Origin of the sequence: Acutalibacter intestini (genome assembly GCF_034334985.1) — a bacterium.
Lineage (GTDB): Bacteria > Bacillota > Clostridia > Oscillospirales > Acutalibacteraceae > Acutalibacter > Acutalibacter intestini.
This window is the reverse complement of the sequence record NZ_JAWXXL010000046.1, coordinates 1-22,148: the sequence shown is the minus strand read 5'-3', so window position 1 is coordinate 22,148 and position 22,148 is coordinate 1. Positions and strand designations below refer to the sequence as shown.

18 protein-coding genes and 3 pseudogenes are annotated in these 22,148 nt (G+C 50.4%); all 21 read right to left on the bottom strand.

Annotated features, from left to right (window positions below; genetic code table 11):
- Positions 1-571: 571 nt before the first annotated feature.
- Positions 572-784, bottom strand: a pseudogene (locus U8U68_RS22715) (hypothetical protein); the annotation flags it as partial.
- A complete protein-coding gene (locus U8U68_RS19385) occupies positions 703-2,634 on the bottom strand; it encodes a recombinase family protein (protein ID WP_322203751.1) in 1,932 nt (643 codons plus the stop codon). The gene U8U68_RS19385 and the pseudogene U8U68_RS22715, both read right to left, overlap by 82 nt.
- Before the next feature lie 54 nt (positions 2,635-2,688).
- A complete protein-coding gene (locus U8U68_RS19380; protein WP_004070763.1) occupies positions 2,689-2,880 on the bottom strand; it encodes a hypothetical protein in 192 nt (63 codons plus the stop codon).
- 70 nt (positions 2,881-2,950) lie between these two features.
- Positions 2,951-3,181: a YdbC family protein gene (locus U8U68_RS19375; protein ID WP_004070761.1), complete on the bottom strand. Its 231-nt coding sequence runs from the start codon at positions 3,179-3,181 to the stop codon at positions 2,951-2,953.
- 43 nt (positions 3,182-3,224) lie between these two features.
- Positions 3,225-4,079, bottom strand: coding sequence for a ParB/RepB/Spo0J family partition protein (locus U8U68_RS19370; RefSeq protein ID WP_004070759.1), 855 nt, complete (start codon positions 4,077-4,079; stop codon positions 3,225-3,227).
- Between the two features lie 8 nt (positions 4,080-4,087).
- Complete coding sequence (mobV, locus tag U8U68_RS19365) at positions 4,088-5,053, bottom strand: MobV family relaxase (protein WP_004070758.1); 966 nt, start codon at positions 5,051-5,053, stop codon at positions 4,088-4,090.
- A 341-nt stretch (positions 5,054-5,394) separates the two neighbouring features.
- Positions 5,395-6,447, bottom strand: coding sequence for an AAA family ATPase (locus U8U68_RS19360; RefSeq protein WP_004070756.1), 1,053 nt, complete (start codon positions 6,445-6,447; stop codon positions 5,395-5,397).
- Positions 6,448-6,599: 152 nt separating this feature from the next.
- Positions 6,600-7,073 (bottom strand): RNA polymerase sigma factor, encoded by a 474-nt coding sequence (locus U8U68_RS19355; protein ID WP_004070755.1) that lies wholly within the window; start codon positions 7,071-7,073, stop codon positions 6,600-6,602.
- 66 nt (positions 7,074-7,139) lie between these two features.
- Positions 7,140-7,583, bottom strand: coding sequence for a sigma factor-like helix-turn-helix DNA-binding protein (locus tag U8U68_RS19350; RefSeq protein WP_004070752.1), 444 nt, complete (start codon positions 7,581-7,583; stop codon positions 7,140-7,142).
- Between the two features lie 476 nt (positions 7,584-8,059).
- Positions 8,060-8,249: pseudogene (locus tag U8U68_RS19345) on the bottom strand (cysteine-rich KTR domain-containing protein).
- Between the two features lie 64 nt (positions 8,250-8,313).
- The gene (tet, locus tag U8U68_RS19340) at positions 8,314-10,233 is read right to left on the bottom strand and encodes a TetM/TetW/TetO/TetS family tetracycline resistance ribosomal protection protein (RefSeq protein WP_004070750.1); all 1,920 of its coding nucleotides are present in this window, start codon (positions 10,231-10,233) and stop codon (positions 8,314-8,316) included.
- A gap of 381 nt (positions 10,234-10,614) precedes the next feature.
- The gene (locus U8U68_RS19335) at positions 10,615-10,989 is read right to left on the bottom strand and encodes a TnpV protein (RefSeq protein WP_004070749.1); all 375 of its coding nucleotides are present in this window, start codon (positions 10,987-10,989) and stop codon (positions 10,615-10,617) included.
- Positions 10,970-16,162 (bottom strand): helicase-like domain-containing protein, encoded by a 5,193-nt coding sequence (locus tag U8U68_RS19330; RefSeq protein ID WP_322203755.1) that lies wholly within the window; start codon positions 16,160-16,162, stop codon positions 10,970-10,972. Before U8U68_RS19330 ends, U8U68_RS19335 begins: the two co-directional genes overlap by 20 nt.
- Before the next feature lie 1,001 nt (positions 16,163-17,163).
- Positions 17,164-17,517, bottom strand: a complete 354-nt coding sequence (locus tag U8U68_RS19325; protein WP_322203737.1) for a TnpV protein — start codon at positions 17,515-17,517, stop codon at positions 17,164-17,166.
- 882 nt (positions 17,518-18,399) lie between these two features.
- Positions 18,400-18,606 (bottom strand): hypothetical protein, encoded by a 207-nt coding sequence (locus tag U8U68_RS19320; RefSeq protein ID WP_120477802.1) that lies wholly within the window; start codon positions 18,604-18,606, stop codon positions 18,400-18,402.
- A 14-nt stretch (positions 18,607-18,620) separates the two neighbouring features.
- Positions 18,621-19,319 (bottom strand): hypothetical protein, encoded by a 699-nt coding sequence (locus U8U68_RS19315; RefSeq protein WP_322203733.1) that lies wholly within the window; start codon positions 19,317-19,319, stop codon positions 18,621-18,623.
- Positions 19,319-19,924 carry a hypothetical protein gene (locus U8U68_RS19310; protein WP_322203731.1) on the bottom strand — a complete coding sequence of 202 codons (606 nt, stop codon included), beginning with the start codon at positions 19,922-19,924 and terminating at the stop codon, positions 19,319-19,321. The genes U8U68_RS19315 and U8U68_RS19310 overlap by 1 nt, the downstream gene beginning before the upstream one ends.
- Entirely contained in the window at positions 19,914-20,084 is a 171-nt protein-coding gene (locus tag U8U68_RS19305) for a hypothetical protein (protein WP_322203729.1), read from the bottom strand. The genes U8U68_RS19310 and U8U68_RS19305 overlap by 11 nt, the downstream gene beginning before the upstream one ends.
- Positions 20,074-20,349, bottom strand: a complete 276-nt coding sequence (locus U8U68_RS19300) for a hypothetical protein (protein ID WP_322203727.1) — start codon at positions 20,347-20,349, stop codon at positions 20,074-20,076. Before U8U68_RS19300 ends, U8U68_RS19305 begins: the two co-directional genes overlap by 11 nt.
- A gap of 14 nt (positions 20,350-20,363) precedes the next feature.
- Positions 20,364-20,669 carry a hypothetical protein gene (locus U8U68_RS19295; RefSeq protein ID WP_322203725.1) on the bottom strand — a complete coding sequence of 102 codons (306 nt, stop codon included), beginning with the start codon at positions 20,667-20,669 and terminating at the stop codon, positions 20,364-20,366.
- Between the two features lie 218 nt (positions 20,670-20,887).
- A pseudogene (locus tag U8U68_RS19290) lies at positions 20,888-22,024 on the bottom strand (MSCRAMM family protein); the annotation flags it as partial.
- Positions 22,025-22,148: the final 124 nt, after the last annotated feature.

The window sequence follows — 22,148 nt, the reverse complement described above, 5'->3', positions numbered from 1 at the left end:
CTTCAAATTGTTTCCGACTGATGTCACTTGGATAGCTTTTCCTCACCTGTCTTCCCCCCTCATCCCCTCTATTTTATCACTGGACCGGATGGTTGGCTAGATACTAAACAGGTTCTAAAGCATCAGAGCCTAACTCCACCTTGTATTTTCCCGTGCCGCACAAGTTTAGGCAGTAGTGGGTGTAAAAGCTGTCGTACCAGACCTCCATTTGGAAGCCCCGATAGATGCCGATTGGTACGGGCTGTGGGGAAGTGTTCTCCTTGCAGGCGGCAAGGAGCATCTCGCCTGCGTCCGCTTTTTCTGCGTAGGTCTTGCCGCATAGGGTCATGGGACAGAACTTGTCCTCGCCCTGCGGCTTGTGCTGCCCGGCAAGGACGGCATCGCTGCCGTAGCTTTCAATGCGTTCCTCAAGCTCCTTTATCTCCCTCGGAAAGTGTTTCAGTATCCTGTCCTCAAGGTCGTAATGTTCGGAGAGGTAGCTCTGCTTTAGGGTGCGGAGCTTGGAGACCTGTATATCCAAGTCCATCTTTTCCTTGAAACGCTCATCGCCCGTGGCAAGCATCTTCACCTCCGCAAAGGAGAGAGCCACCTCGTCCACGTCCTCGGCGGAGCGCACGGGGCTTTTGCTCGTCATTATCTGGGAGATGAATTTCTGCTTGGATTCCACAAGCTGATAGAGGTAGGCATCAAAGGTCTGCTCCGTCACATAGCGGTAGACTTCCACCTCTGGGAACATGTTGCCCTGCCTTTCAACCCTCCCCTGGCGCTGTTCCAAGTCAGTCGGTCATTTTTTGCGGACAGTTCAATACATGCCATCCTTTTCTGTTCCCTGCTCCTGCGTTTGCTTTCGTTTGACTTCTCTCTCTGTATCTTCTTGGCGCAAGCAGGGCAATACTTCGATATGCCAGAGCCAGGGACATATTCAACGCCGCACACCGTACAGTGTTTAGCGGGTAACGCCGTCCACCGCTTTGTGGGTGTGATATGTAATTCACCGACAAAGCCGATGAATTTATAGTAAATCTTGATTTCCTGCTTAACCGTTCCGTCCGCTGACTTCTCACGCTCCGAAACAAGTATCTTGTCTATCAGTGCATTTACCACTGTTGCGTCCAGTTCTTTTAAGCCTTGATAGTTGCGGATAAGGGAGAGGAAGTCACGGATTCCCTGCGACTTCTCATAGCTTTCGTTGAGCGTTTCCGTTACCTCTTTTAATCTCGCTTTGATTTCAAGCTGTTCTTTCTGGTATTTCCCCGACATCATCTCAAAATTCCGCTCGGTGATACGCTCCATGACCTTATCCTCATAGAGAGAGGAAAACAGCCTGTCAAGCTCCGCAAGGCGTTTGTTCAGCTTCTTTTGTTCTTTCTCCATTGCCTTTGCCTTGCTCTGGTCTGTTTCCGTGAGCCGCTTTTCAATCGCCCTCACCGCCCGCTCGTCATTCACCGCCATATCCGCAAAACGGTTGATGTCGGCAAGCACGGCATTGAATAAATCCCTCGCTTCAATGGCATGTGCGGTACACATGACGTTGCCATACCTGCCATAATTATTGCAGGTATATTGTACGCAGTCGATGATGTCGGGGCGTTTCCTCCTGTTTGCGCTCATAGCCCGCAGAGCATAGCCGCAGTCCGCACACTTGATAACACCTGAAAAAATATTCTCAAAGTCACCCTTATTCTTTTCCCGTCTGCGGCTCGTCATAAGCTGTTGGACAGTATCAAATTCTTCTTGTGTGACTATGCCCTCATGGGTGTCGGGTATCACTTCCCATTCTTCTGGCAGCTTGGACGGTCTTTTCTTGCTTTTCATATTGGCGGCAATCCGCTTGTAGCCTGCAAGGTTTCCTGCATAGATAGGGCTTCTTAAAATATTCCTCAAGCTGTTCTCACTCCAGATATAACGGTTTTCTTCGTTGTCCTCAAAGTATCTCTCATAGCCTGTTGCTCCCTGCTCCGCCGCATAAGCGGCAGGGCGTAAAACGTGCTGGCTGTTGATGTGCTTGCGTATTTTTCCAAGTCCATTTCCCGCTAATGCAAGGTCAAATATCTCCCTTACAACGTGCGCCACCTTATCGTCAATCAGCAGATGGTTGTGGTCGGCAGGGTCTTTGATATATCCATAGGGTGCATACGTCCCCATAAATTTCCCCTGCTGGAATCTCGCTCGGTACGCCGATTTTATCTTAACCGACACATCGGCAGAGTACATTTCGTTTAGGATATTGCGGAATGGGGTGATGTCCATCGCCGATTTATTCAAGGTATCCACGCCGTCATTGACCGCTATATACCTCACATTATGCTCTGGGAAAAAGACTTCCAAATATAATCCGCAGTCAAGGTAGTTCCTCCCTAAACGTGATAAATCTTTCGTAATCACGCAGTTTATCCGTCCGTTTTCAATGTCCTTAATCATGTTCTGGAAGCTCGGTCTTTGGAAATTCGTACCAGAGTACCCGTCGTCCACATACGTTTTTGCCAAATGCCAGCCCTGCTTTTTCACATAATCCGTGAGGATGGATTTCTGCGTGGCAATGCTCGCACTCTCGTTTTCCGTGCCATCGTCCTTTGACAAGCGGCAGTAAATGCCGACTTCATAAATCTGATTCCCCGTTCTTATCCCTGCCATACTGTTAAACCTCCGTCCTTGCTCTACTTAATTTCATGTTCCATTGCGTACATTCTAAGCGGATATATCCTCATTGTCGAAGGTGTCATCTTTGCCAATCCCCCTCCGTATATCTTCGGAGATAATCGGGATAAACGCTTCGGCAACGGTCTGTGTACCGACATATTCCCGACTGATAATTACCTGCACTTGTGCTTTTGGCATGATACGCTTTCTCTTTTTGTTCGTTGTCTTATCCTCGCCCATATTCAAATCTTCCTTTCCAGACAGGGCAGGGGAGCGTCTGAAAACGTCCCCACCTGCCAATCAGACACAATCAATCCCCGCTGTTCAATTCTTCCTGCAATGCTTTAAGGAGAGCCGCCGCTTCATCGGCAGTCAACGTGATTCCCTTTCCGCACTTCTCATGGTTGGGAGAAAAACTGCGGATGTCATACTTCGGCTCGTTCCCGTTCCATGAAATCAAGTTGATTTCCTTTGCGTAGCCGCTGTCGCTCATGGACAATACGGCGATTTTCTTTACAATCTCGTACTGGATTTCTTTCATTTTCTACCTCAACTTTCTGTATTTACCTCCCGAAAAAAGAAGATTAGCGGCTGTCCCTGTTCCGTTTCCTCTGCAATTCACGCTCTAACAGTTTGATGATGGCGTCCTCCATCTGCTTCGGCGTTGTGTTCTTCGGAAAATATTTTTTCAGCCTGCTTGTGTTGATTTTCAAGGTTTCTTTCTGGTTTTCCTTTTCCTCGGTCATAATGGAAAATATCATATCCATGTCAAGCCGCCCGCTCTGGCTAAGGCTTTTCATCCGCTGTGCCTGTGAGAGTGAGGGCGTTGCTTCTTCGCTCTCCATTGTGGCGAGTAGATTTTCCTGCTCGTCTTTCTTCAAAAAGGACAGCTCCACCGCAGGCGTGAGGGCGATTTTCCCCTCGTCCACCATCTGCAAAATCGGCGGTATCAGTTCCGTCAATCGGATAAATCTCTGCACGGTCATCCTGCCAACGCCGAAGCCCTGTGCCACCTTATCGTCTGTCCGCAACCTCGTCCCAACTTGTGACGAGGTTAAGTCTGTGCGGAAACCCTGCCGCTTCATGGCTTCGGATTTCATCTTGTAGGCAAACGCCCGCTCGCTCGGCAGGATATTTTCTCGTTGCAAATTGCTGTCCACAAGGGTGATGATGGCTCGGTCACGGTCTAAGGGCAGGACAAAAGCGGGGATTGTGTTTAACCCTGCAAGCTCCGAAGCACGCACACGCCGCTGTCCCGCAATGATTTCATAACCATTCCCGTCCTCTTTCGGGCGTGTGATTATCGGCGTTACGATTCCAAACTCTTTGATACTCTCTGCTAATTCTGATAACATTTCGTCCTCCACTACATGAAACGGATTATCGGGAAACGGGTATAAATCTGCGGTCTTTAATACCTTAAAATCCTGTCTCTTCATTCACATCCCTACCTTTCTTTTTTTCTGGTTCTGCCTGTTTTCTGTAATTCTTCCAATACCTCTGACGGTATTTTTTTCAATAACCGTTCCATCTGCTGATTGGTTTTCTGCAATTCAAATATCCTCTGGTTGGCTTTCTGTACCTTTAATTCCTGCTCGTACTTTTCATTACGCATACGCCCCGCATAATCGGATTCCTGCCCGATTCTCTCTTTCAAGCTGTCGATATAAGCTCTCTGTTTGCCGATTTCCTTAGAGAATTTCTCCACGTCTGGGAGCCACGCCGCAATCAGTTCCAGAGCCTTGTCACGCTTCTTTCCTGCGTTAAAGGCGTTAATGTCGGAGAGGGCAGACACGATTTCTTCATACTGTTTATCAAGCCTGCCGCCTAGTTTATAGAGCCATGTGGGGATGTGCTTGCGCTTTGTATCCATTGAGGACTGCCCCCGTTCAAGCGGATTCCACCGTGCGGACATCCGCTCATGGTAGGCGGTCTGCCACTCGGACAGGCTCTTTTGATTGCCTAAGATAGACTTCGCTGACAGCTTGTTGTCGGGCGTGAGCGGCACAAAGCACAGGTGCATATGGGGCGTTCTTTCGTCCATGTGGACGACTGCGGAGAGGATATTCTGCTTTCCCACACGTTCCGAAATGAAGTCAAGAGCCGTCTGGAAATAGGCTTTTTGTTCTTCTGGCGGTAAGCTGTTCATAAATTCGGGCGAAGCGGTGATGAGCGTTTCCACCATCATCACGCTGTCTTTCCTTACCTTACAGCCCGCTTCATCTACCATTCGGTTTATCTCTTTTTTGTAGGTGTAACGGGGTGGATTCACAAGATGGTAGTTATCTTTGGAGCGTCCCACGTCAATGTCTGGGTTGCTTTTATAGGCTTCTTTCTTCCTCTCGTTGTGGCGTTCACAAGCCGCAACGCCGCCTGCTTTGCGTTTCTGGAAACGCAGGATTGCATAGGGCATAGTTCATCATCTTCCTTTCTTTCGGCGGGTAACTGTCGCTTCCTGTCTTTGGTGCGTGACGGTCATGACGATGATGACGGTGTTTTTGGGATACCCCCTCATAAGAGCCGTAACCGTCACGCCGATATTCTTTTATCCGAAGCGGAAAGCGCAGGATAAGCAGGGCGTAAGCCCTGCCATAAGGGAGTCCAGAGGGAACGTCTGGCACACGACTTTGCAGGGCAAAGTGTAGTGTGTTACACCCTGTAAACGCAGTCGGAAAAATCGGGGGATTTTTCTGACCGCAGGGGTGGCTTTACGAGCCGAAAAGGGCGAGTAATGCCCACGCCTGCATGTTGCGTTTACGGGGTGTTCTCCCGTAGGGATGACAGCGGCGGGGGCATCCCAAAAACACCGTCATCATCGTCATGACCGTCATTCCCCACATCTTCCTGCCTTGCAAGGGAAATCATCCGCCCGTTGCTCCTGCGGCTGAAATCATAGCGGATATGGTTTTCAAGCAGGAAGTCAAGGCGGTACTCGTTCATCCACTTCGTCAAGACATTTGCCGCTGTCCCTGTTTCCCCCAGAGCGTCCAGTAACTCGGTGGCTGTGCCAGTCCATCCCTCCCTGCCCTGCATGAAATCAACCAGACGAAAAAGAACATCAGGTATCGCTTCTTTCGCAAGCTGTTCCTGCTCCTTACGTTCCACCAGTTCCCAACTGCAATCACGGAAGCGGAGCTTAAACTCCTGATAGGGTGTGTCCCTGCCCGTCACATATAACTTTGCGGCATTGGACGCACGGTTTTCCTGTTCCAGAACAAAGGTGGCGTCCGCACTCCCCGTCAATCCCGTCGTGCCAGACACCTTGTTGAACACATCGCTGTCGTTCTGCTTTCGGATGTGGTGTACGACAATGACCGCCAATGAGTGCCTGTCGGCAAAGTCTTTAATAAGGGAGATGTCCCCGTAATCGCTTGCATAGGCGTTGTCTTTGGATGCGGTGCGGATTTTCTGCAAGGTGTCAATGACAATCAGCCTGCTGTCGGGGTATTCTTTCAGATAATCTTCCAACTGCACAATAAGACCGTCTGACAGCTTATCGCTTGCCACCGCAAAGTGGAGCCGCCCACTTGCTTCGTCCGTCAAGCGGAACAGCCTGTCCTGTATGCGGCAGAACGTGTCCTCCAGACAGAGGTAAAGCACATCGCCCTCCCGTGTCGGCATATCCCATAAGGGGATTCCCTGTGACACACATAGGCAGAGCTTTAACATGAGCCAGCTCTTGCCGATTTTCTGTGAGCCGCAGAAAAGGGTTAAGCCCGTGGGTATCAGACCGTCCACTACAAAGGACGGTTTCTCAAGCGGCTCATAAAGGAGCGTGTCTGCATTGACTGTCTGTAACTTCTGCATGGCTTTCCTCCTTTCGGGCTGTGGTTTTGGTTTTGTTGCACATAAAAATAAACCTCCTTAAAAAGATTTACTCCCACGAAAAAAAGTGAGAGTATGTATTGCCGCCAATCCCACACCTATTAAGAGCAAACTTCTTTTTCGGGCGGTGACTGTCACGGTTGGAGATATTTCTTCATTTCTGCCTTGACCTTTTCCCTTGCAACCGAAACGGACTTCTGGATAGCGGAAGCGGTGCAATGCTCCATCTTGCCGATTTGATAAAAGTTGAAATCATACTCGTAGTAGAGCAGGAAACGCCGCCTTTGTATCTCTGGCAGTCGGGCAATAGCTTTGTAAAACAGTTCATTCCGTTCTTTTTCAATCATTCTTTCATCAAGCGATTTAGGCACTCTTAACGCACGTCTGTAAAGCGTTTCGTCCCATACCTCGTTAAACTCCCTGTGCCGCTGATTCCATTGCTGAAGGTTTCTATTTTTCCGTTCCATCTGCCGAAATTCAAAAAATAGCTGTTCTGATACTTCCAACTCGTGAGATTTCCCCTGCCCGTCCCTAAAACTGATAAAATACCTTGCGCCGCTTTCCGTGGATTCCTCCCGAAGTGTGTATGTCTTTGCCCCGTATGCCATTTCCTTTCCTCCCGAAAAAAATTGAGTGAGAGGATTGCCCTCCCACCCAATAGCCCGTGGAAATGATTAAATTTCCCCGAAAGGATAAAAAATAGGCTTTAATTTTTTACGGAGCCTTTCAAGGCGTTTATAGACCGCCCTTTCGGTAAGCCCTGCCATCGCCGCAATCTCCCTCGTGGAATAGCCCTGCATTTTCAGCAAGAGAATGAGCAGGGTATGCTTGTCCACCGTAAGCAGTGCCTGATACAGCTTCTCGTTCTCAATCTCGTCCAGTAAGTCCGCAATGGTATTCGGCTCTGCCTGCGGTTCGGTGTCTGCCATTCCCTCAAGGTATTCCCCAAAGTCGCTCGTCCATCGGTAAAACCGCCTGTTGGAATTAAAGTCTGCCCTGTCCTCTATGCGGATTTGCTCAATGACCGCTTCATCAACGCCGCACTCCCGCAACATCTTTTCCTCGGCTTCTTTCCAGATACGCCATTTTCTGTCCTCTCGTCCGTGGTTATATGCCATGTTCCTTTCCCTCCAATCTGAATTTTTGAAAATGTAAAAATCCAGATGGAGAGGCGGGGAACGACAACCAGCACAAGGACTAGCCCTGCGGCACATTCCGATAAAAAACGACAAAAGAAAAACCGCAAAAGCTCTGTGACCTCTACGGTTATAGGAGATACATATTCTGTTAAGTGGATATTCTACTTCTGGTTTCATGGTGAGAAGTAGCGTTGCATGGTTGGGGATAATTTTTTTAACTGGCTTCCTGCCATTCCCCGATATGTTGTGTATGTATAAATTCTGCGTTGCATGAGCAGATAGATTACTGCCCGAAAAAAGGAACATAAAAACCCTCCAAATTCAAAAACAAATCCAGAGGGTAATTTAAGGTATAATAAAAAAGCCCACCCGAATATCGTTTTTTTATTTGTGGGCTTGTCCTTTCAAATGCCAAATTAAAAAAAAGCCGATGATTCGTGAGTTATTCCACAAATTCATCGGCTCTGCGTCTTAAGCGTCTGGCTCTCTGATGACTGTTACTTTCAAATTATCAACTTTTATCAATCTTTCTTGCCTGCATTTTGGACAATAGAGAGGATAATTTTTTAAAACGCTATCCTTCCTAATTTTATTACGAGTTTTACTCCCACAAACAGGACACAATATCCATTCACATTTAATCATAATTACGTTCTAATCCTTTCAAATCCCATTCTATACAAAATATTTATACAATTTACACAAACTGTTAAGTCAACTTATGGAACATATGCCGAACCTTATCTATACGGCTATTGGGGCGGCGGGGCTGGCAAACAGGCTTGCTGTTAGCTGATTGGTATCCTTTTAACTCTGTTAAACAAACTCCTTGCCCATTTGTAAAATAGGTTAAATCATTTCTATACTCCTGAACACATCTGGCAGGGATTTCCCCTTTCAGAATAACCTCGTTATTTTTTAGCTGAGTACTTACAATATCTGCACCATACTTAGGGGCATCGTGATACGCCCGTGAGAGATATTCTTGCGGTGCATAAATTTCAAAATAGAGATATGGTTCTAATAATTCTGTCCCCGCTCTTCTTAAAGCCTGCTCCAATACAATAGGAGAAAGCAGCCGAAAATCTGCCGGGGTGCTTACGGGACTATAATACACACCATATTCAAAACAGATTTTACAGTCTGTCACTTCCCATCCATACATCCCTTGCTCACAACCATAACGAACTCCTTCCATAACTGCATTTTGGAATGATTGGTTTAAATACCCAAGTGAAACCCGGCTTTCATACTGCACCCCGCTCCCAAGAGGGAGCGGTTCTACTGATAATCCAATAGTAGCCCAGAAAGGATTCGGCGGCACTTCAATATGGATGGTATATTCTGCTTTTCCTAACGGTCTTTCCATGTATATAACAGTAGGTTCTTTTATTTCTGCCTCTACATGATACTTTTCCTCAAGAATGGCACAAATAACTTCCATCTGTACCTTCCCCAAAAAGGAAAGTATAATTTCATGCGTTGTAGTATCCACGTAATACTTTAAAAGAGGATCGCCATCTGAGATTTCTGTAAGCGCCTCAAGTAACACTTCCCGCTGTTCGGATTTCTTTACTTCAATTGTTGTTTGGAGTATAGGGAGCGGATTTTCAATAGATTCCCGCTGCGGCAACAATACTTCGTTCCCAAGAATACTATTTAATCGTAAAATATCATTAAATAAAATGACAATTTCACCAGAGTAAGCCGTATCTGCTAAACACAATTCACCGTTTGTAGGAATACTCATCTCTGTAATTTTTATTTTCTCTTTTTCTGATATTCTGACAACGTCCCTCGAATGCAATGCGCCGCTGTACAGACGCACATAAGCCAAACGCCTCCTTTTTTCTGAATATTCAATCTTAAAAACCTGCCCGCATAGTTCAGACTGTTCTTTGGGCGTTGATGAATAAAGCCTGCCTGTAATTACTTCTATAAGCTGCCGGATTCCCAGATTGTTCTTAGCGCTTCCATGATAAACAGGAAATACTGTGCCATTCTGAAATCTCCTATTTTCTTCCTGCTCTAGTTCCGAAATTTTAAGTGGCTCCTCTAATATATATCTTTCCAAAAGTTCATCGTTTCCTGCAATTAGCACCTCCCACTGTTCGATATCAACATTATCCATTATGTTTATGCGGGGATGCTGCATTACCTTTTGTTTCACTATTATTTCGGGAGAAAGTTTTTCTTTCATTTCCTGATATACCATTTGCAAATCAATTCCCTCTTGGTCAATTTTATTGATAAAAAAGATTGTTGGAATCTTCATTGTCTGTAATGCATGAAACAATATACGAGTCTGTGCCTGCACGCCATCCTTTGCAGAAACCAATAATACCGCCCCGTCTAAAACGGATAAAGAACGGTAAACTTCCGCCAAAAAATCCATATGTCCAGGCGTATCTATAATATTGACTTTTACATCCTCCCATTGAAAAGATGTCACTGCCGTCTGTATGGTAATTCCTCTTTGACGCTCCAAATTCATTGTATCTGTTCTTGTTGTTCCTTTATCCACGCTCCCTAATTCCGCAATCGCACCACTGGTATATAATAAACTTTCTGTTAAAGTTGTCTTTCCTGCATCAACGTGGGCTAAAATTCCTAAGTTAATTATTTTCATGTAATTTTCCTCCAAATCAACGCCCAAAAAAGGGCATAAAAATACCCAGTGATAAATACTCCTATCACTGGGTAAATAACTTCAATAAGCCCAAAACACCTATGTGTTTTCGGATATATAAAATTACATGATAAAAGTATTCTTAAACTGGGTACAAAAAACTAAGCCCCATTAAAAGCAAAAGGGCTAAAACCTTTTTGTTCCCACTATCAAATTGACAGTTTATTTAAGAATACCTTGCCGCATATTTACTAACTCCTTGTATGAAATTAAGCTTAATTATATTCCTTAATCATTTATTTGTCAAGCTGACGAAATACTAAAACTTTGCACTAAAACAGGAACAGCGGCAAAATTTTCACTCTACCGTTAACCTGCTGCTTATACATAGATAATTTCTTTTCCTACAATCTCCCTCGCACAAGCCCTTATGTTACCTAGCCGCCCTGTCCATTCTAAGGCGTTTTCTTCCTTTAGGCGTTCCGTTATGCCCTGTTCCTGTTTCATGCCCTCTATGAGCCTTTCAAAGCGTTCCTGTGCCTGTCTGTCGATGTCGGCAAGATAAGCGTTGAGCCTGCCGCTTGTGAGAAGATTGGTGTATGTAACCTTACGGTACTGCTTCAGATAATTCAGATGTCGTTGCCCCCATGTGCCTATCGGCTGTTCTTCTTCGGCGGGTACAGTTAAGCACGGTATTAAATAATCTCCTTGCCGCTCATATTTGCCGCCCAGTTCCTCAAAAATCGTCTTTGCCATTGTCTGTTACCTCCACATTCTTTTTTATTTTGAATGTCCGCAAAATCCGTCCTACATCCGAGGGTCGCCAAGGGCAGTCGAGGTTATGAATCGCCACAAGCCTGTCCTGCACGTTTGTCCCTGCGCCCATCTTCTGGGTGGAGCCGAGCAGCACCCTCACTTCACCGCTCCGCACCTTGCCGAACAGCTCCTTTTTCTGTGCATCGGTAGACGCTTCATGGATGAAACGCACCTGCCCGGCGGGGATGCCACGGGCAATCAGCTTCTCTCGGATGTCATCGTAGACATTGAAAGTGCCGTCATTTTTCGGTGTACTGAGGTCGCAGAACAAGAGCTGCGTCGCCTTGGTGTCGGCGTGTCCCTCCCAGATGCGGTACACATTATCCACGCAGGCGTTGACCTTACTGTCGGGGTCGTCTGGCAGCATGGGGTCTATCATCCTCTGGTCGAGGGCAAGCTTGCGCCCGTCATTGGTGATTTTCAGCATGTTGTCGATGTTCGGCTCGACTTTCCTTGCCCTTACTTTCTCGGCTCGCTTGGCAAGCCCTGCCACCATTTCCGTCTGTATCTCGCTGGGCTTGGTCTTGATGTTGTGGTAGTTGACCTTGGGGACGGGGAGTTTCAGCATATCGGCGGTCTGGATGTCCGCAACTTCACGGAACATCTGCATCAGCTCTGGGAGATTGTAGAACTTCGCGAACCTCGTCTTGGCTCGGTAGTTCGTACCCTCTGGGGCAAGCTCCAGAGCCGTGACGGTTTCGCCAAAGGTGGAAGCCCATGCGTCAAAATGCTGCAAGCCGTTCCTCGCAAGGGTGTCATACTGCAAGTACCTCTGGACGGAGTACATCTCCACCATTGAGTTCGAGATGGGCGTCCCCGTGGCGAAAACCGTGCCACGGTTGCCCGTTATTTCGTCCAGATAACGGCATTTCATAAAGAGGTCGGAGCTTTTCTGGGCTTCGGTCTGGGCGATGCCGCCCACGTTCCGCATCTTGGTGTAGAGGTACAGGTTCTTGTAAAAATGGCTCTCATCTATAAAGAGCCTGTCTACGCCCAACTGCTCAAAGTCAATCACCGTATCCTTTCTTTTCGTATCGTTGAGCTTCTTTAGCTTGGCTTCGATAGCCTTTCTGGTTTTCATGAGCTGCTTCACCGTGAACTGCTCGCCGTGGGACTTCTGTATCTCGTCAATGCCCATCTCTATATCGTCAAGCTGCCGTTGGAGCTGTTCCCTCTGGCGTTCCTCGCTCATCTGGATTTTCTCGAATTGAGAGTGTCCGATAATCACGGCATCATAATCGCCCGTGGCAATCCTGCCGCAGAACTTCTTGCGGTTGGCGGTCTCAAAATCCTGCTTGGTGGTGACGAGGATATTGGCACTTGGATAGAGCCGCAGGTACTCGGAAGCCCATTGCCCCACAAGGTGGTTGGGTACGACAAACATGGATTTCTGGCACAAGCCTAACCGCTTGCTTTCCTGTGCGGCGGCTACCATCTCAAAGGTCTTGCCTGCCCCTACCTTGTGGGCAAGGAGCGTGTTGCCGCCGTAGAGGATGTGGGCGATGGCATTGACTTGGTGGGGGCGCAGCTTGATTTCCGGGCTGATGCCCCCAAATGTGATGTGCCGCCCGTCATATTCACGGGGGCGCACGGAGTTAAAGGTATCATTGTAGTAGCGGACAAGGCGGTTCCTGCGTTCCGGGTCTTTCCATATCCAGTCCCCAAACGCCTGCTTGATGACTTCCTGCTTTGCCTGCGCCGCCGTGGTCTCCTTGGCGTTGAACACTGCCTTTTTGTTGCCGTGTTCATCGTGAACATAGTCGAAAATGCGGGTGTCCTTTAGGTTTAGGGTGTCCTCGATGATACGGTAGGCACTTGCCCTTTTCGTGCCGTAGGTGCTGTCCGCCTTGACGTTCCCGAAGTCGGAAGTCTTGTTCTCAATGAACCAGTCGCCGTTGTAGGGGGTGTAGCGCACCCTCAGCCTGCCTGCGGCATGGCTTGACGGGGTTAAAAGCTCCATCACGAACTGCTGTATATCGGATTCGGGTATCCATGTGGTGCCTAAACGGACGGCGATTTCGGCGGCACTTAAATCCTTGGGGATGACCTGCCTTAGTGCTTCCACGTTGAGGGACAGGGCAGGGTCGGACTTCGCCGCAATCTCCGCAACTTTCAATTTCTCCCTCACGTTTCCAGAGAGGTATTCGTCTGCGGCAGCGTACCGTGCAGGCTCGGTATTCGGCACACGGAAGATTACGCCCTGCAATTCCGTGACAATTTCCTCCTGCGTCCTGCCCGTGAGCTTCGCCATATAGCCAAGGTCAACACGGGCTTTCTCCCCGATGGAGAGTGCCAGGGCTTCGCTTGCGGTCTCCACGGACGTGACCTCCCGGTGGGGCTTTATCGTCCGCTTGGTGAACATATCCGCCTTGCGCTTGAATTTCCCCTCATCGTCAAGCACCTCAAGGGAGCATAAAAGGAAGTAGCTCTCATCGGCGGCAAAGGCAAGGTAGTTCCCCCGGCTGTTGATAAGACCGTACTTTTCGGTAAAGGCATCGTACAGACGGTTAAGGTTCTCCTGCTCGGTCTTTATCATTTCTTCGGGGTAGTCATTGGTCTGGTACTCGATAAGGCGGCGTACACTGTCCCGTATGCCAAGCAAGCCCTTGATGCGGTTCTCCGCCGTCATGGATGCGCTGGCGGGGGTCATGCGGTCATTCTCCCGAAAATAAATCTTTCCGTCCACAAGGGCATAGGAGAAGTTCCGCACGTTGGGGTCGGCGGGGATGGACTTGTCCTGCTCATCGGAAATCTGGTCGATTTCACTTTCATACTCTGGGATTTCGCCGCTTATCCGTTGCATAGCTTCATGCAGAAGCCCGGAGAGGGGTCTTTCCTTGTCCGCTTTGCAGGCGGCGTCCATGCCGAAGCGTGTGCTTTCCATCTGCATTGTGCCAAGCACCATCTCTGGGTGCTGCACAAAATAGCTGTTCATGGTGATGCCGTCGGCATTGGTGTCAAGGTATATCCAGTCTGGCTCGATGTCGATGATGCGGTCACGTTTTTGCAGGATGAGGATGTCGCTTGTGACCTCCGTGCCTGCGTTGGCTCGGAACGTGTTGTCTGGCAGACGGATTGCGCCTAACAGCTCGGCTCTCTGGGCGATAAATTTGCGCACCTCTGGGCTTGCCTTATCCATCGTCCCCTTGGAAGTGATGAACATCACCACGCCGCCCGTGCGTACCTTATCCAGAGCCTTTGCAAAAAAATAGTCGTGGATTAGGAACTTCTGGGCGTTGTAGCGGCTGTCGTCCACCTTGAACTCCCCGAAAGGCACGTTGCCAAGCACCACGTCAAAGTGGCTGTCTGGGAGCTTGGTGTCCTCAAAGCCCTCGATGGCGATGCTCGCCCTCTGGTAGAGCTGCCTTGCTATCTTCCCAGAAAGGGGGTCAATCTCCACGCCGTAGAGCCGGCTGTCCGCCATGCTGTCGGGAAGCAAGCCTAAGAAGTTGCCCACGCCGCAGGACGGCTCCAAGATGTTGCCTTTGGAGAAGCCAAGGCGGTCAAGGGCTTCGTACATTGCCTTAATGACAACGGGCGGGGTATAGAACGCCGTCAAGGTGGATTCCATCGCTGCACGGTATTCCTCATCGGAGAGGACGGATTTCAATTCCTTGTACTCATTCGCCCATGCCGCATTATTGCTGTCAAACGCCATAGACAGACCGCCCCATCCCACATACTTGGCAAGGGTTTCCTGTTCTTCGGGCGTGGCAAGGCGGCTCTCAATCTCCAGTTCGTGCAGGAGACTGACCGCCGCCATGTTGTTTCGGAATTTTTCTTTTGCCCCGCCTACGCCTAAAGCATCGTCCGTGATGCGGTAGTTGTGGCGGTCTACGGAAAGGGCAGGAGCTTTCGCCGTGGTCGGTGCGGGGGCTTCTGCGTTTCCTTTTTCGGGTGGTAATTCTTTCTGCCCCTGCTCCAAAAGCCTGCGGACATAGCCGATTTTCTCCACTCGGCTGATAGGGAAGCCCACGCTGTTCTGGAACGTGATGTCACGCAGGGAGACGTCGCCGCTGATTTCCCCGATTCTCTCAATGAGGTAGCGGCGGTTGTCGATGGTGAGCTCCGTGCCGATAAGGTCTGAATCATCCTGCTTTGCAGGCTCGGACGGGGCAGGTATTACGCCCTGCCTGACACGCTCCGCATAGAGCCATTCCTCGGCTTCCTTGTCGGATACGGCTTTCCGCACTTTCAGAAGCCCTGCCGTGGCTGCTTCCTCGGTGGGGTAGGTCAGCACCCTGCCGTCCGTGTCCGCATAGTATTCCTCTCGGATGTTGTCCCAGATGGCAAAGGCATCTTCGGGGTCTGGGAACGCATCGGAAGTCATGATGACCTCAAAGCGTTCCTCTGGCGGCTCGGTCTCGTACTGTGCCGCAATCCTCTCCGCAAAGGCAAGCATTTCATCGACAGCGGATTCTGCATCGGCAGGAGCTTGTTCAGTGGGAGTTTCTTTAACGGGGGTTTCTTCAGCGGCTTTTGTTTCTTCGGGCTGTGCCTTGTCCTCCGCTTTCCTGTTCCAGTCGGCTTCGGTAGCCATTATCTCCGTTAGGAGCTTTTCATCCTCTGGGGTCAGCTCGGTATTCTGCATAAGGAATGGGAGCAGCGTGTCATGCCCGAAGCGCAGGTTTTCTATCTTTTCACGGTAGTAGTCCTCGCCCTGTCTTTTCCACTCTGGGATAAAGGGGCAGTCGGGGGAGAGATAGTAGTCGTAAAAGTTTTTGATGTGGGCAATCAAGTCGCCCTCGCCGTCCCCGATGTCGAAGCGTCCCTCATAGTGGAATTCCTCGCCGCCTACAACGGCGGTAATCTCAAAGTCGGTCTTTTTATACCACCCCACGCCCTTGCTCTTATCCAGTCTTTCACGGTGCTGCTTTTCGTCCAGAACGCCAAGGAGCTTGTTCCCAAGGGCAAAGCTCAAATCGGTATAGCGGTCATTGAGCTGTTTATCATAAAAGGCGGGATGCTCGGAGAAGCCGATGGAAAATGTGATGCTGTCGGGTTTTTCCTCGGCGGGAGCTTCCGTTTCCTTTTCCTCGGCGTTTTCCTTTCCCTCGGCGGGAGACCGTGTTTCCTGCTTCTCGGTGATGACCGTTTTCAGATGGTCGTTCATGGGGTTCTCACGGAGCTTTTCCTCAAAGTCGGCACGGCTCATTTCCGTGCCAAACAAAGGAAACTCTAGATTCCGCAGGGATACGGCATCTTCGCCTAAGTCGGAAATCTCATATTTGTCCGCACCGATATACACCACATCGCCCTCATGGTAGAGGTAGCAAAGAGGGTAAAGCTCCGTAAGCTCCTGCGTGAAACTCCACGCATTGCTGCGGCTGTAGACGCTTGAGGTCTTTCCCTGCACCAGAGCCAGAAAGTCTATGAGCTGCTGCACGGCGGCAGGGTCGGAGAGAGCCTGCTCCATCTGCCCGGTTGTCATGTCTCCAAAGTCGGTACGCCCTACATTTTCAAGCAGATTTTTTTCGTAGCCGTCCAAGTCACGGATGAAGTCGGAGAGCCGCAGGGAGAGCGTGTCACGTTTGTCGGCAGGGGGCAGGTCACGGTGGGCGTCTATGAAACGCTGCCTTGCCGCTTTCCTCTGGCTGTCGATTTCGTACTGCGGGGCAGAGATGCCCTCCAGATAATCGGCGTAGCGGTCTTTCTCTTTCGGGCTGAAATAGCGGTTGTTCTTTATCAGCTCCCGCAGGCGTTTCTCTGCCTTAGACCAAGTTAAAACCGTCTCACGGTCTATGGCAAAGCTTTTGCCGCTGAACTCAAAGTGACCGCTTCTCCCGTCTGAAAAATGATAATTGCCGCTTCCCGTGCCGTACTCCCGTTTCAAGAAGTCGATGTTGCTCTTGCTGTCCTCCTGCTTTTGGAACTGGCGGTAGATGCGGTACTTGCTGTCTTGGAAGCCGCTGCCTTTGGTGAGGATGCTGTCAATGTCCTCCTGCGAATAGCTGCCCCCTAAAGACGGAGAAGCAGAGGACTTGCCTGCGGATTCATTCCGCATATCCTCTGCTTCAACCATCATCTCAATCTGTTCGTCCACGGTGGGAAGATTCGCCCTCACTTCTTCCTCGGTGGCAATGCTGCGCTGTCCGTCCTCGGCAGGCTCGGATTCTACTGGTAAATCAGCTCGTCCAGAATCATTTCCTCGGCTTGGCTGCGGATGGCGTTCATCGCCTGCACCCACTGCATTGGTGCTTTCTCTTTCAGTTCCTCCGTCATGCCCTGCTCCTTGGAGAGCTGCTTCGTCAGCAGCTCCAGTCTGGAGAGTGCCGCCTGCTCGGTCTGGTGCAGGTGTGCGTTCAGCCTGCCCGATGTCAGCAGGTTGAGGAACGTCACCCTCTTGTGCTTCTCCAGATAGTCCCTGTGCATCAAAGCGTACCTGCCAAGCGGAAGCTCTGGCTCTGTCGGTAATGTGAGGTCGGGTATAAGGTAATCGTCCTGCTTCGTGTAAGTGATTTTGCTCATTGTTCTCGCTCCTTTCGGGTTGTTTCCTGCCACTATCATAGCGAATCTGGTACTGCCGTGCAAAGGTGCGTTTCTGGTCTTTCTCCGCCATTTGCACATTCCGTATCGTCTGGGAGATTTCACGCAGAGCCATCTCCGCAATGTCGCTTGTGGCGATGCCGATGGCGTTGAGGGTCTGGGGCGTATTGAAATTGACGATTGCCCCGAAGTCCTCACGGTCAAAATACTCCGCCGCATCTATGCCGCAGCGGGTCATCAGCATATAGGCTACGCTGTTAGCGGCAAGCTCACGGTACATCACTTCTATATTATAATCGTCAAGCCCCTCCAGAAAGCTCCCCTCGACGTAATCCTTTAGCTGTGCCGTGTAGTCCTGTAGATTGTCCTCCACGGCGTTCTTTGCCGTCTCCATCAGCACCCCGGCAAGCCCGTCTCTTTCCACTTCGCCAAACCTGTCGGAGAGCCGTTCCATGACTGCCTGCTCGTACCGCCCGTCCATCTGCCATATGGGGACGGCTCTGCTCCCGTAGTAGCCCTCATGGGTGTCCGACACGTCGAAGTAGTATTTGAGGGTGTTCCTGCGCCCCTTGGTGTCGAATACGGCGATGCCTTTGCTGTCCTTGTTCACCCACCGCTTAAAGAGCCTGTTCCAGACCTCTATGGTGGTAACGGCAACAGCATCGGGGCGTTGGGCGTAAATGAGGAGCTGCTCGTCAAAGCGGCACTTGTAATTGCGGCAGGCAGAGGACAGGAAGCCCTGCCACGCCTGCGGGTTCCTCGTGACGGTAACGCCCGTCCGCTGATACAGCTCCGTGATGAGCTGGTACTTTGCAGCCATTCTCACACCTCCTTATGGTGAAATTTTCTGTTTCCTTTTGTCCCTTATTCCATGCCACCGCCCAAAAAGGAGATGACCTTGTTCGCCCTGATGCTCTTTTGCAGGTCGTTGATGAGGGTGATGTCCGCCACCGTGATGCCCTGCATGGAGAGGATGTCGTCCATCGTCATGGCGGCGATGGCTTTTTCCTCGGTAAAGCCTGCGTCTAAAATCTTGTTCAAGACCTTGACGGCTTTCTGGTTTACTGCCATAGTTCCATTCCTCCTTATCGTTCATGGTCTCTGTGCTTCGGTGCTTTCTTGGGAGACGGCGGTTCTTCGGGCTTCGGCTCATAGCTGTGTCCGTTCATCTTCATCTTCTCCGCAAATTCGCAGATATGGTAAAGGCTGCTCCCTACCTCGGTGTGGTACTCGTCAATGAAGCGGCAGGTCTTTTCCGTCTTTTCTCCCCACGCATAGCTGATGATGATTCTGCCGCCGTCTGGGATGCGGAACCTTTCATTATAATGGGGGTCGATGAAGCGGATGCCCTGCTGGGCTTTCTGGATGTGACCGTCAAGCCAGTCCTTGACGTAGCAGTAGCAGTAAAAGTTGTAGTCCCCCTTTGTGGGGTTGCAGCGGAGCAGGAAAGCGTGTTTGTCCGTATCCACACGGAAGCCGTACTCGGTGCAGTAGTTCCCCATAAAGGCGGCATCGGGATTTGCCCTTGCAAACGCCGCCATGTCACGGCGGTTGTGCAAAAGACCTTTTCCCTCACGCAGAGCGTTGATAACCTTGTCAAGCTCCGCCTTGAACTCGTCCGTTTTCCACCTGTCCCAGTGGTCGTCCCATGTGGTAAAAAAGCCGTTCCCAGAGCTGTCGAAATCCCCACGCAGATGCCCGATGCAGCCCGTCTGCCCTGCTATCTGCGTACTCTGGGAATAGGTGTATTTCTGTTCGGGCTGTGTTAAAGCTCGTACCTCCATCAGCGTCCCTCCCTGCTCTTTGATTTTTTCTCTTTCTCCTGCGCCTTGGTTCTGGCGAGGGCTTCCTTTGCCCATTGGGGCATGTGGTCGGGCTTGATTTCCCCAAGGACATCGTACCTTTCCCACCTGCGATGCTCGCCCGTGGCAAGGCATGTGCCGAACACCGCCTGCCCCCTGCCGCCAGTCGCACCGTTTCCGCCGTCCGCAAGCACAAGCTGATAGGCGGAGTGGCGGTATTCGTAGCGGTTGACCTCGGCATTGATGACGACAACTTTTCCCACGATGCTGCCGCTTTTGTTGTCGGGGATGCAGTCGTCTATAGTGAACGGCTTCAAATCAAACTTGAACTGCTCCTGCTCGGCTCGCACAAGCCCTATCTGTTCCTGCACACGCTCCATGAAAATCTGCATGGCTTCCAGATAGTCATCAGAGCCGACGGCATCCGTCACCCATTCTGCGGATACCGGGTTGTCGTAGGTGCAGTGGCAGACTAAAAAGGGATATTCTGCTTTTTCATCCACGCCGAACACCACTTCCTTTCTGCCGATGTGGATGCTCTGCGTGACCTCGTAAGAGCTTATCATCCTTTTTTCCTCATTCTCCATCGGGATTCTCCTTTCTCTGTTTCTTTTCTCGCTGCTCGTCTAAAATCTTTCGGATACAGACATCGCAGAAGATGGTGTATTTGTCCTTATATCGGGGATAAGGGCAGGTCGTACAGTCGTATTTTTGGGGGCTGCTTTCCGCAGCCTTTTTATCGCCCACGGTCATCGCCGTTCCTCTGTTTCGGGGCAGGGGGATTGTTGTAGGGCATACGGCTCTCGGACTGGTATCGCTCATTGAACTTCTCCCGTGCCGCCGACAGCTCGTTGCAGTAGCATCCCCAGAAATAGTTGTCCCCGCCCTTGCAGTACCAGCACACATAGGGGTTGGGGGCTTTGGGGTTATGCCCGATGACAAGCTCTGTACTCCCGATGGTACAGCTCTCGATGATTTTATATCCTTGGTTGGAGCGTTTTTCTTCCTCCATAATCAGACCTCCGTTCAGTCGCTTTTTGCATATCTGCGGTATGCCTTTTCCCCTCTGGCTCGAAGCTTCTGCATCCGCAGGCTCCCAAGCAGTCCGGGGTGCTTCTCCTGCAATCTGCGCCGTGTCCTGCTGACGCTCTCAAAGCTCGGCAAGCCCAGATATTTATGCTGTGCCATGACCTCGGCAAAGGGCATCGCCCCTGCGCCTTTCAGACAGGAATTGCAGACCGCAAGGTAAAGGGTCATGTCATCGTTTCTGGCATCCTCGTCCTTTTCCAGAATCCGTCTGACTTTGCCCTCAATGGTTTTCAGATTGTGCATAGCGTACCTCCATAAAGGATAGGGGCGGCATTTTCAGCCGCCCCCGTCCCTGCATACTTGGGTTACTTATTCTTTCTGTGGCGGATGTTGAGCCACAAGGCTCCGCCGCCAATGAATGCCACAAGCACGATGGCGATGATGGTCTTTGCGTCCATTCTCATAAGACCTCCTTTCCGATTTCTGACCGCAGGGGCTTCATGCTGCCCGTGATTCGGTTATCAGTCCTCTTTTTTCTTCTTCCCCTTAATCCCAAGGAATCCCAGAACGCCCGCACCGATGGTGAATGCCGCCGCAAGGCTCACCCAGAGGGCAGGGTTGAAGTCATCGCCCGTTTTCGGGGTGTCACGGAGTTCATTGTGCATCTGGACGATGGTGGTGGCTCCCACCTGCACGGTAGCCTGCTTGTCGGCGGGCAGGATATAGCCTGCGGATGCTTTGTCGCTCACCTCGGAAACGGTATACTCGCCAATCCGTAAGCCCTCGATGGAGATTTCGCCGTTCCTGTCGGTCTTAAAGGTCTGGTCGTAGTTCACGCCCGTGATGCGGAAAGAGAAGCCCTCCACCCTGCCGTCCGAGGATGTCTTGACGATTTTGAGGTTCCCTTTCTGGGCTTCGTTCCAGAATCCCTTACCTGCTTCGTTCTCCACGGTGTAGGTCTTGCCGTTTTCCTCGATGGATACGGGATAGACATTTTCATCAAGGATATATCCAGTCGGGGCGGTCTTTTCACGGACAAGGTACTTGCCGTAGCGGAGTTCTTTCATCTGGTAGACGCCTCCCTCTATCTCGGTCATTGTGCCGAGCAGCACATCGTCCTTATCCAGTTTGCCGTCACCGTTGGTATCGGAGTAGACCTCGAACACCGCCCCCATGAGCTTGTTGTCGGGGTAGTCCTTATCCACTTTTGTGAGGGAGATGCTGCCACGGATGAAGTAGTTCACAAGCTCCACCTCAACAACTTCCTCCACTTCGCTGATTGTGACGGCGATTTCTTCCTCGGAGAGTACATATCCTTTGGGGCTTTCAATCTCACGGATTACCCATGTGCCGTAGGGTACTTTTGCAAAAGAAAAACTACCGTCCTCTGCGGATACGGTAGTCGCAATCGCTGTCTCTTTTGTAAATTCGGTTGTGCCAGTCTTGAAGATGCCGATGGTTGCACCGCCCAGAGCCTTTCCGTCCTCGTCCGATTTCTTCCCACTGACAGAGCCGTAGATGAGCTTGTTCTCAATGGCGTTGCCCTCGTTTGCGGAGATGTGGACGAGTGCCGTATCCTGCCCTGCATACGCAAAGACAACGGGGTACTTGGTATCGCTTGTAAGATAGGCGGCGTTGGTGCTGATTTCCTGCACATAGTCGAAAATGTCAAGAGTAAATGCGAAAAAATTTGAAATATTTTTTTCAGAGGGCGGCGACGGCTTCACGGAAGAGCATTTCAGACGTTTTCCAACCTAAAATTTTGCGTGGATAGTTGGCAAT

Coding starts and splice junctions, on each gene's coding strand:
- U8U68_RS19385 (WP_322203751.1), bottom strand. CDS start 2,634: ATGGCAGGGATAAGAACGGGGAATCAGATTTATGAAGTCGGCATTTAC.
- U8U68_RS19380 (WP_004070763.1), bottom strand. CDS start 2,880: ATGGGCGAGGATAAGACAACGAACAAAAAGAGAAAGCGTATCATGCCA.
- U8U68_RS19375 (WP_004070761.1), bottom strand. CDS start 3,181: ATGAAAGAAATCCAGTACGAGATTGTAAAGAAAATCGCCGTATTGTCC.
- U8U68_RS19370 (WP_004070759.1), bottom strand. CDS start 4,079: ATGAAGAGACAGGATTTTAAGGTATTAAAGACCGCAGATTTATACCCG.
- mobV (WP_004070758.1), bottom strand. CDS start 5,053: ATGCCCTATGCAATCCTGCGTTTCCAGAAACGCAAAGCAGGCGGCGTT.
- U8U68_RS19360 (WP_004070756.1), bottom strand. CDS start 6,447: ATGCAGAAGTTACAGACAGTCAATGCAGACACGCTCCTTTATGAGCCG.
- U8U68_RS19355 (WP_004070755.1), bottom strand. CDS start 7,073: ATGGCATACGGGGCAAAGACATACACACTTCGGGAGGAATCCACGGAA.
- U8U68_RS19350 (WP_004070752.1), bottom strand. CDS start 7,583: ATGGCATATAACCACGGACGAGAGGACAGAAAATGGCGTATCTGGAAA.
- tet (WP_004070750.1), bottom strand. CDS start 10,233: ATGAAAATAATTAACTTAGGAATTTTAGCCCACGTTGATGCAGGAAAG.
- U8U68_RS19335 (WP_004070749.1), bottom strand. CDS start 10,989: ATGGCAAAGACGATTTTTGAGGAACTGGGCGGCAAATATGAGCGGCAA.
- U8U68_RS19330 (WP_322203755.1), bottom strand. CDS start 16,162: ATGAACGACCATCTGAAAACGGTCATCACCGAGAAGCAGGAAACACGG.
- U8U68_RS19325 (WP_322203737.1), bottom strand. CDS start 17,517: ATGAGCAAAATCACTTACACGAAGCAGGACGATTACCTTATACCCGAC.
- U8U68_RS19320 (WP_120477802.1), bottom strand. CDS start 18,606: ATGGCAGTAAACCAGAAAGCCGTCAAGGTCTTGAACAAGATTTTAGAC.
- U8U68_RS19315 (WP_322203733.1), bottom strand. CDS start 19,319: ATGGAGGTACGAGCTTTAACACAGCCCGAACAGAAATACACCTATTCC.
- U8U68_RS19310 (WP_322203731.1), bottom strand. CDS start 19,924: ATGGAGAATGAGGAAAAAAGGATGATAAGCTCTTACGAGGTCACGCAG.
- U8U68_RS19300 (WP_322203727.1), bottom strand. CDS start 20,349: ATGGAGGAAGAAAAACGCTCCAACCAAGGATATAAAATCATCGAGAGC.
- U8U68_RS19295 (WP_322203725.1), bottom strand. CDS start 20,669: ATGCACAATCTGAAAACCATTGAGGGCAAAGTCAGACGGATTCTGGAA.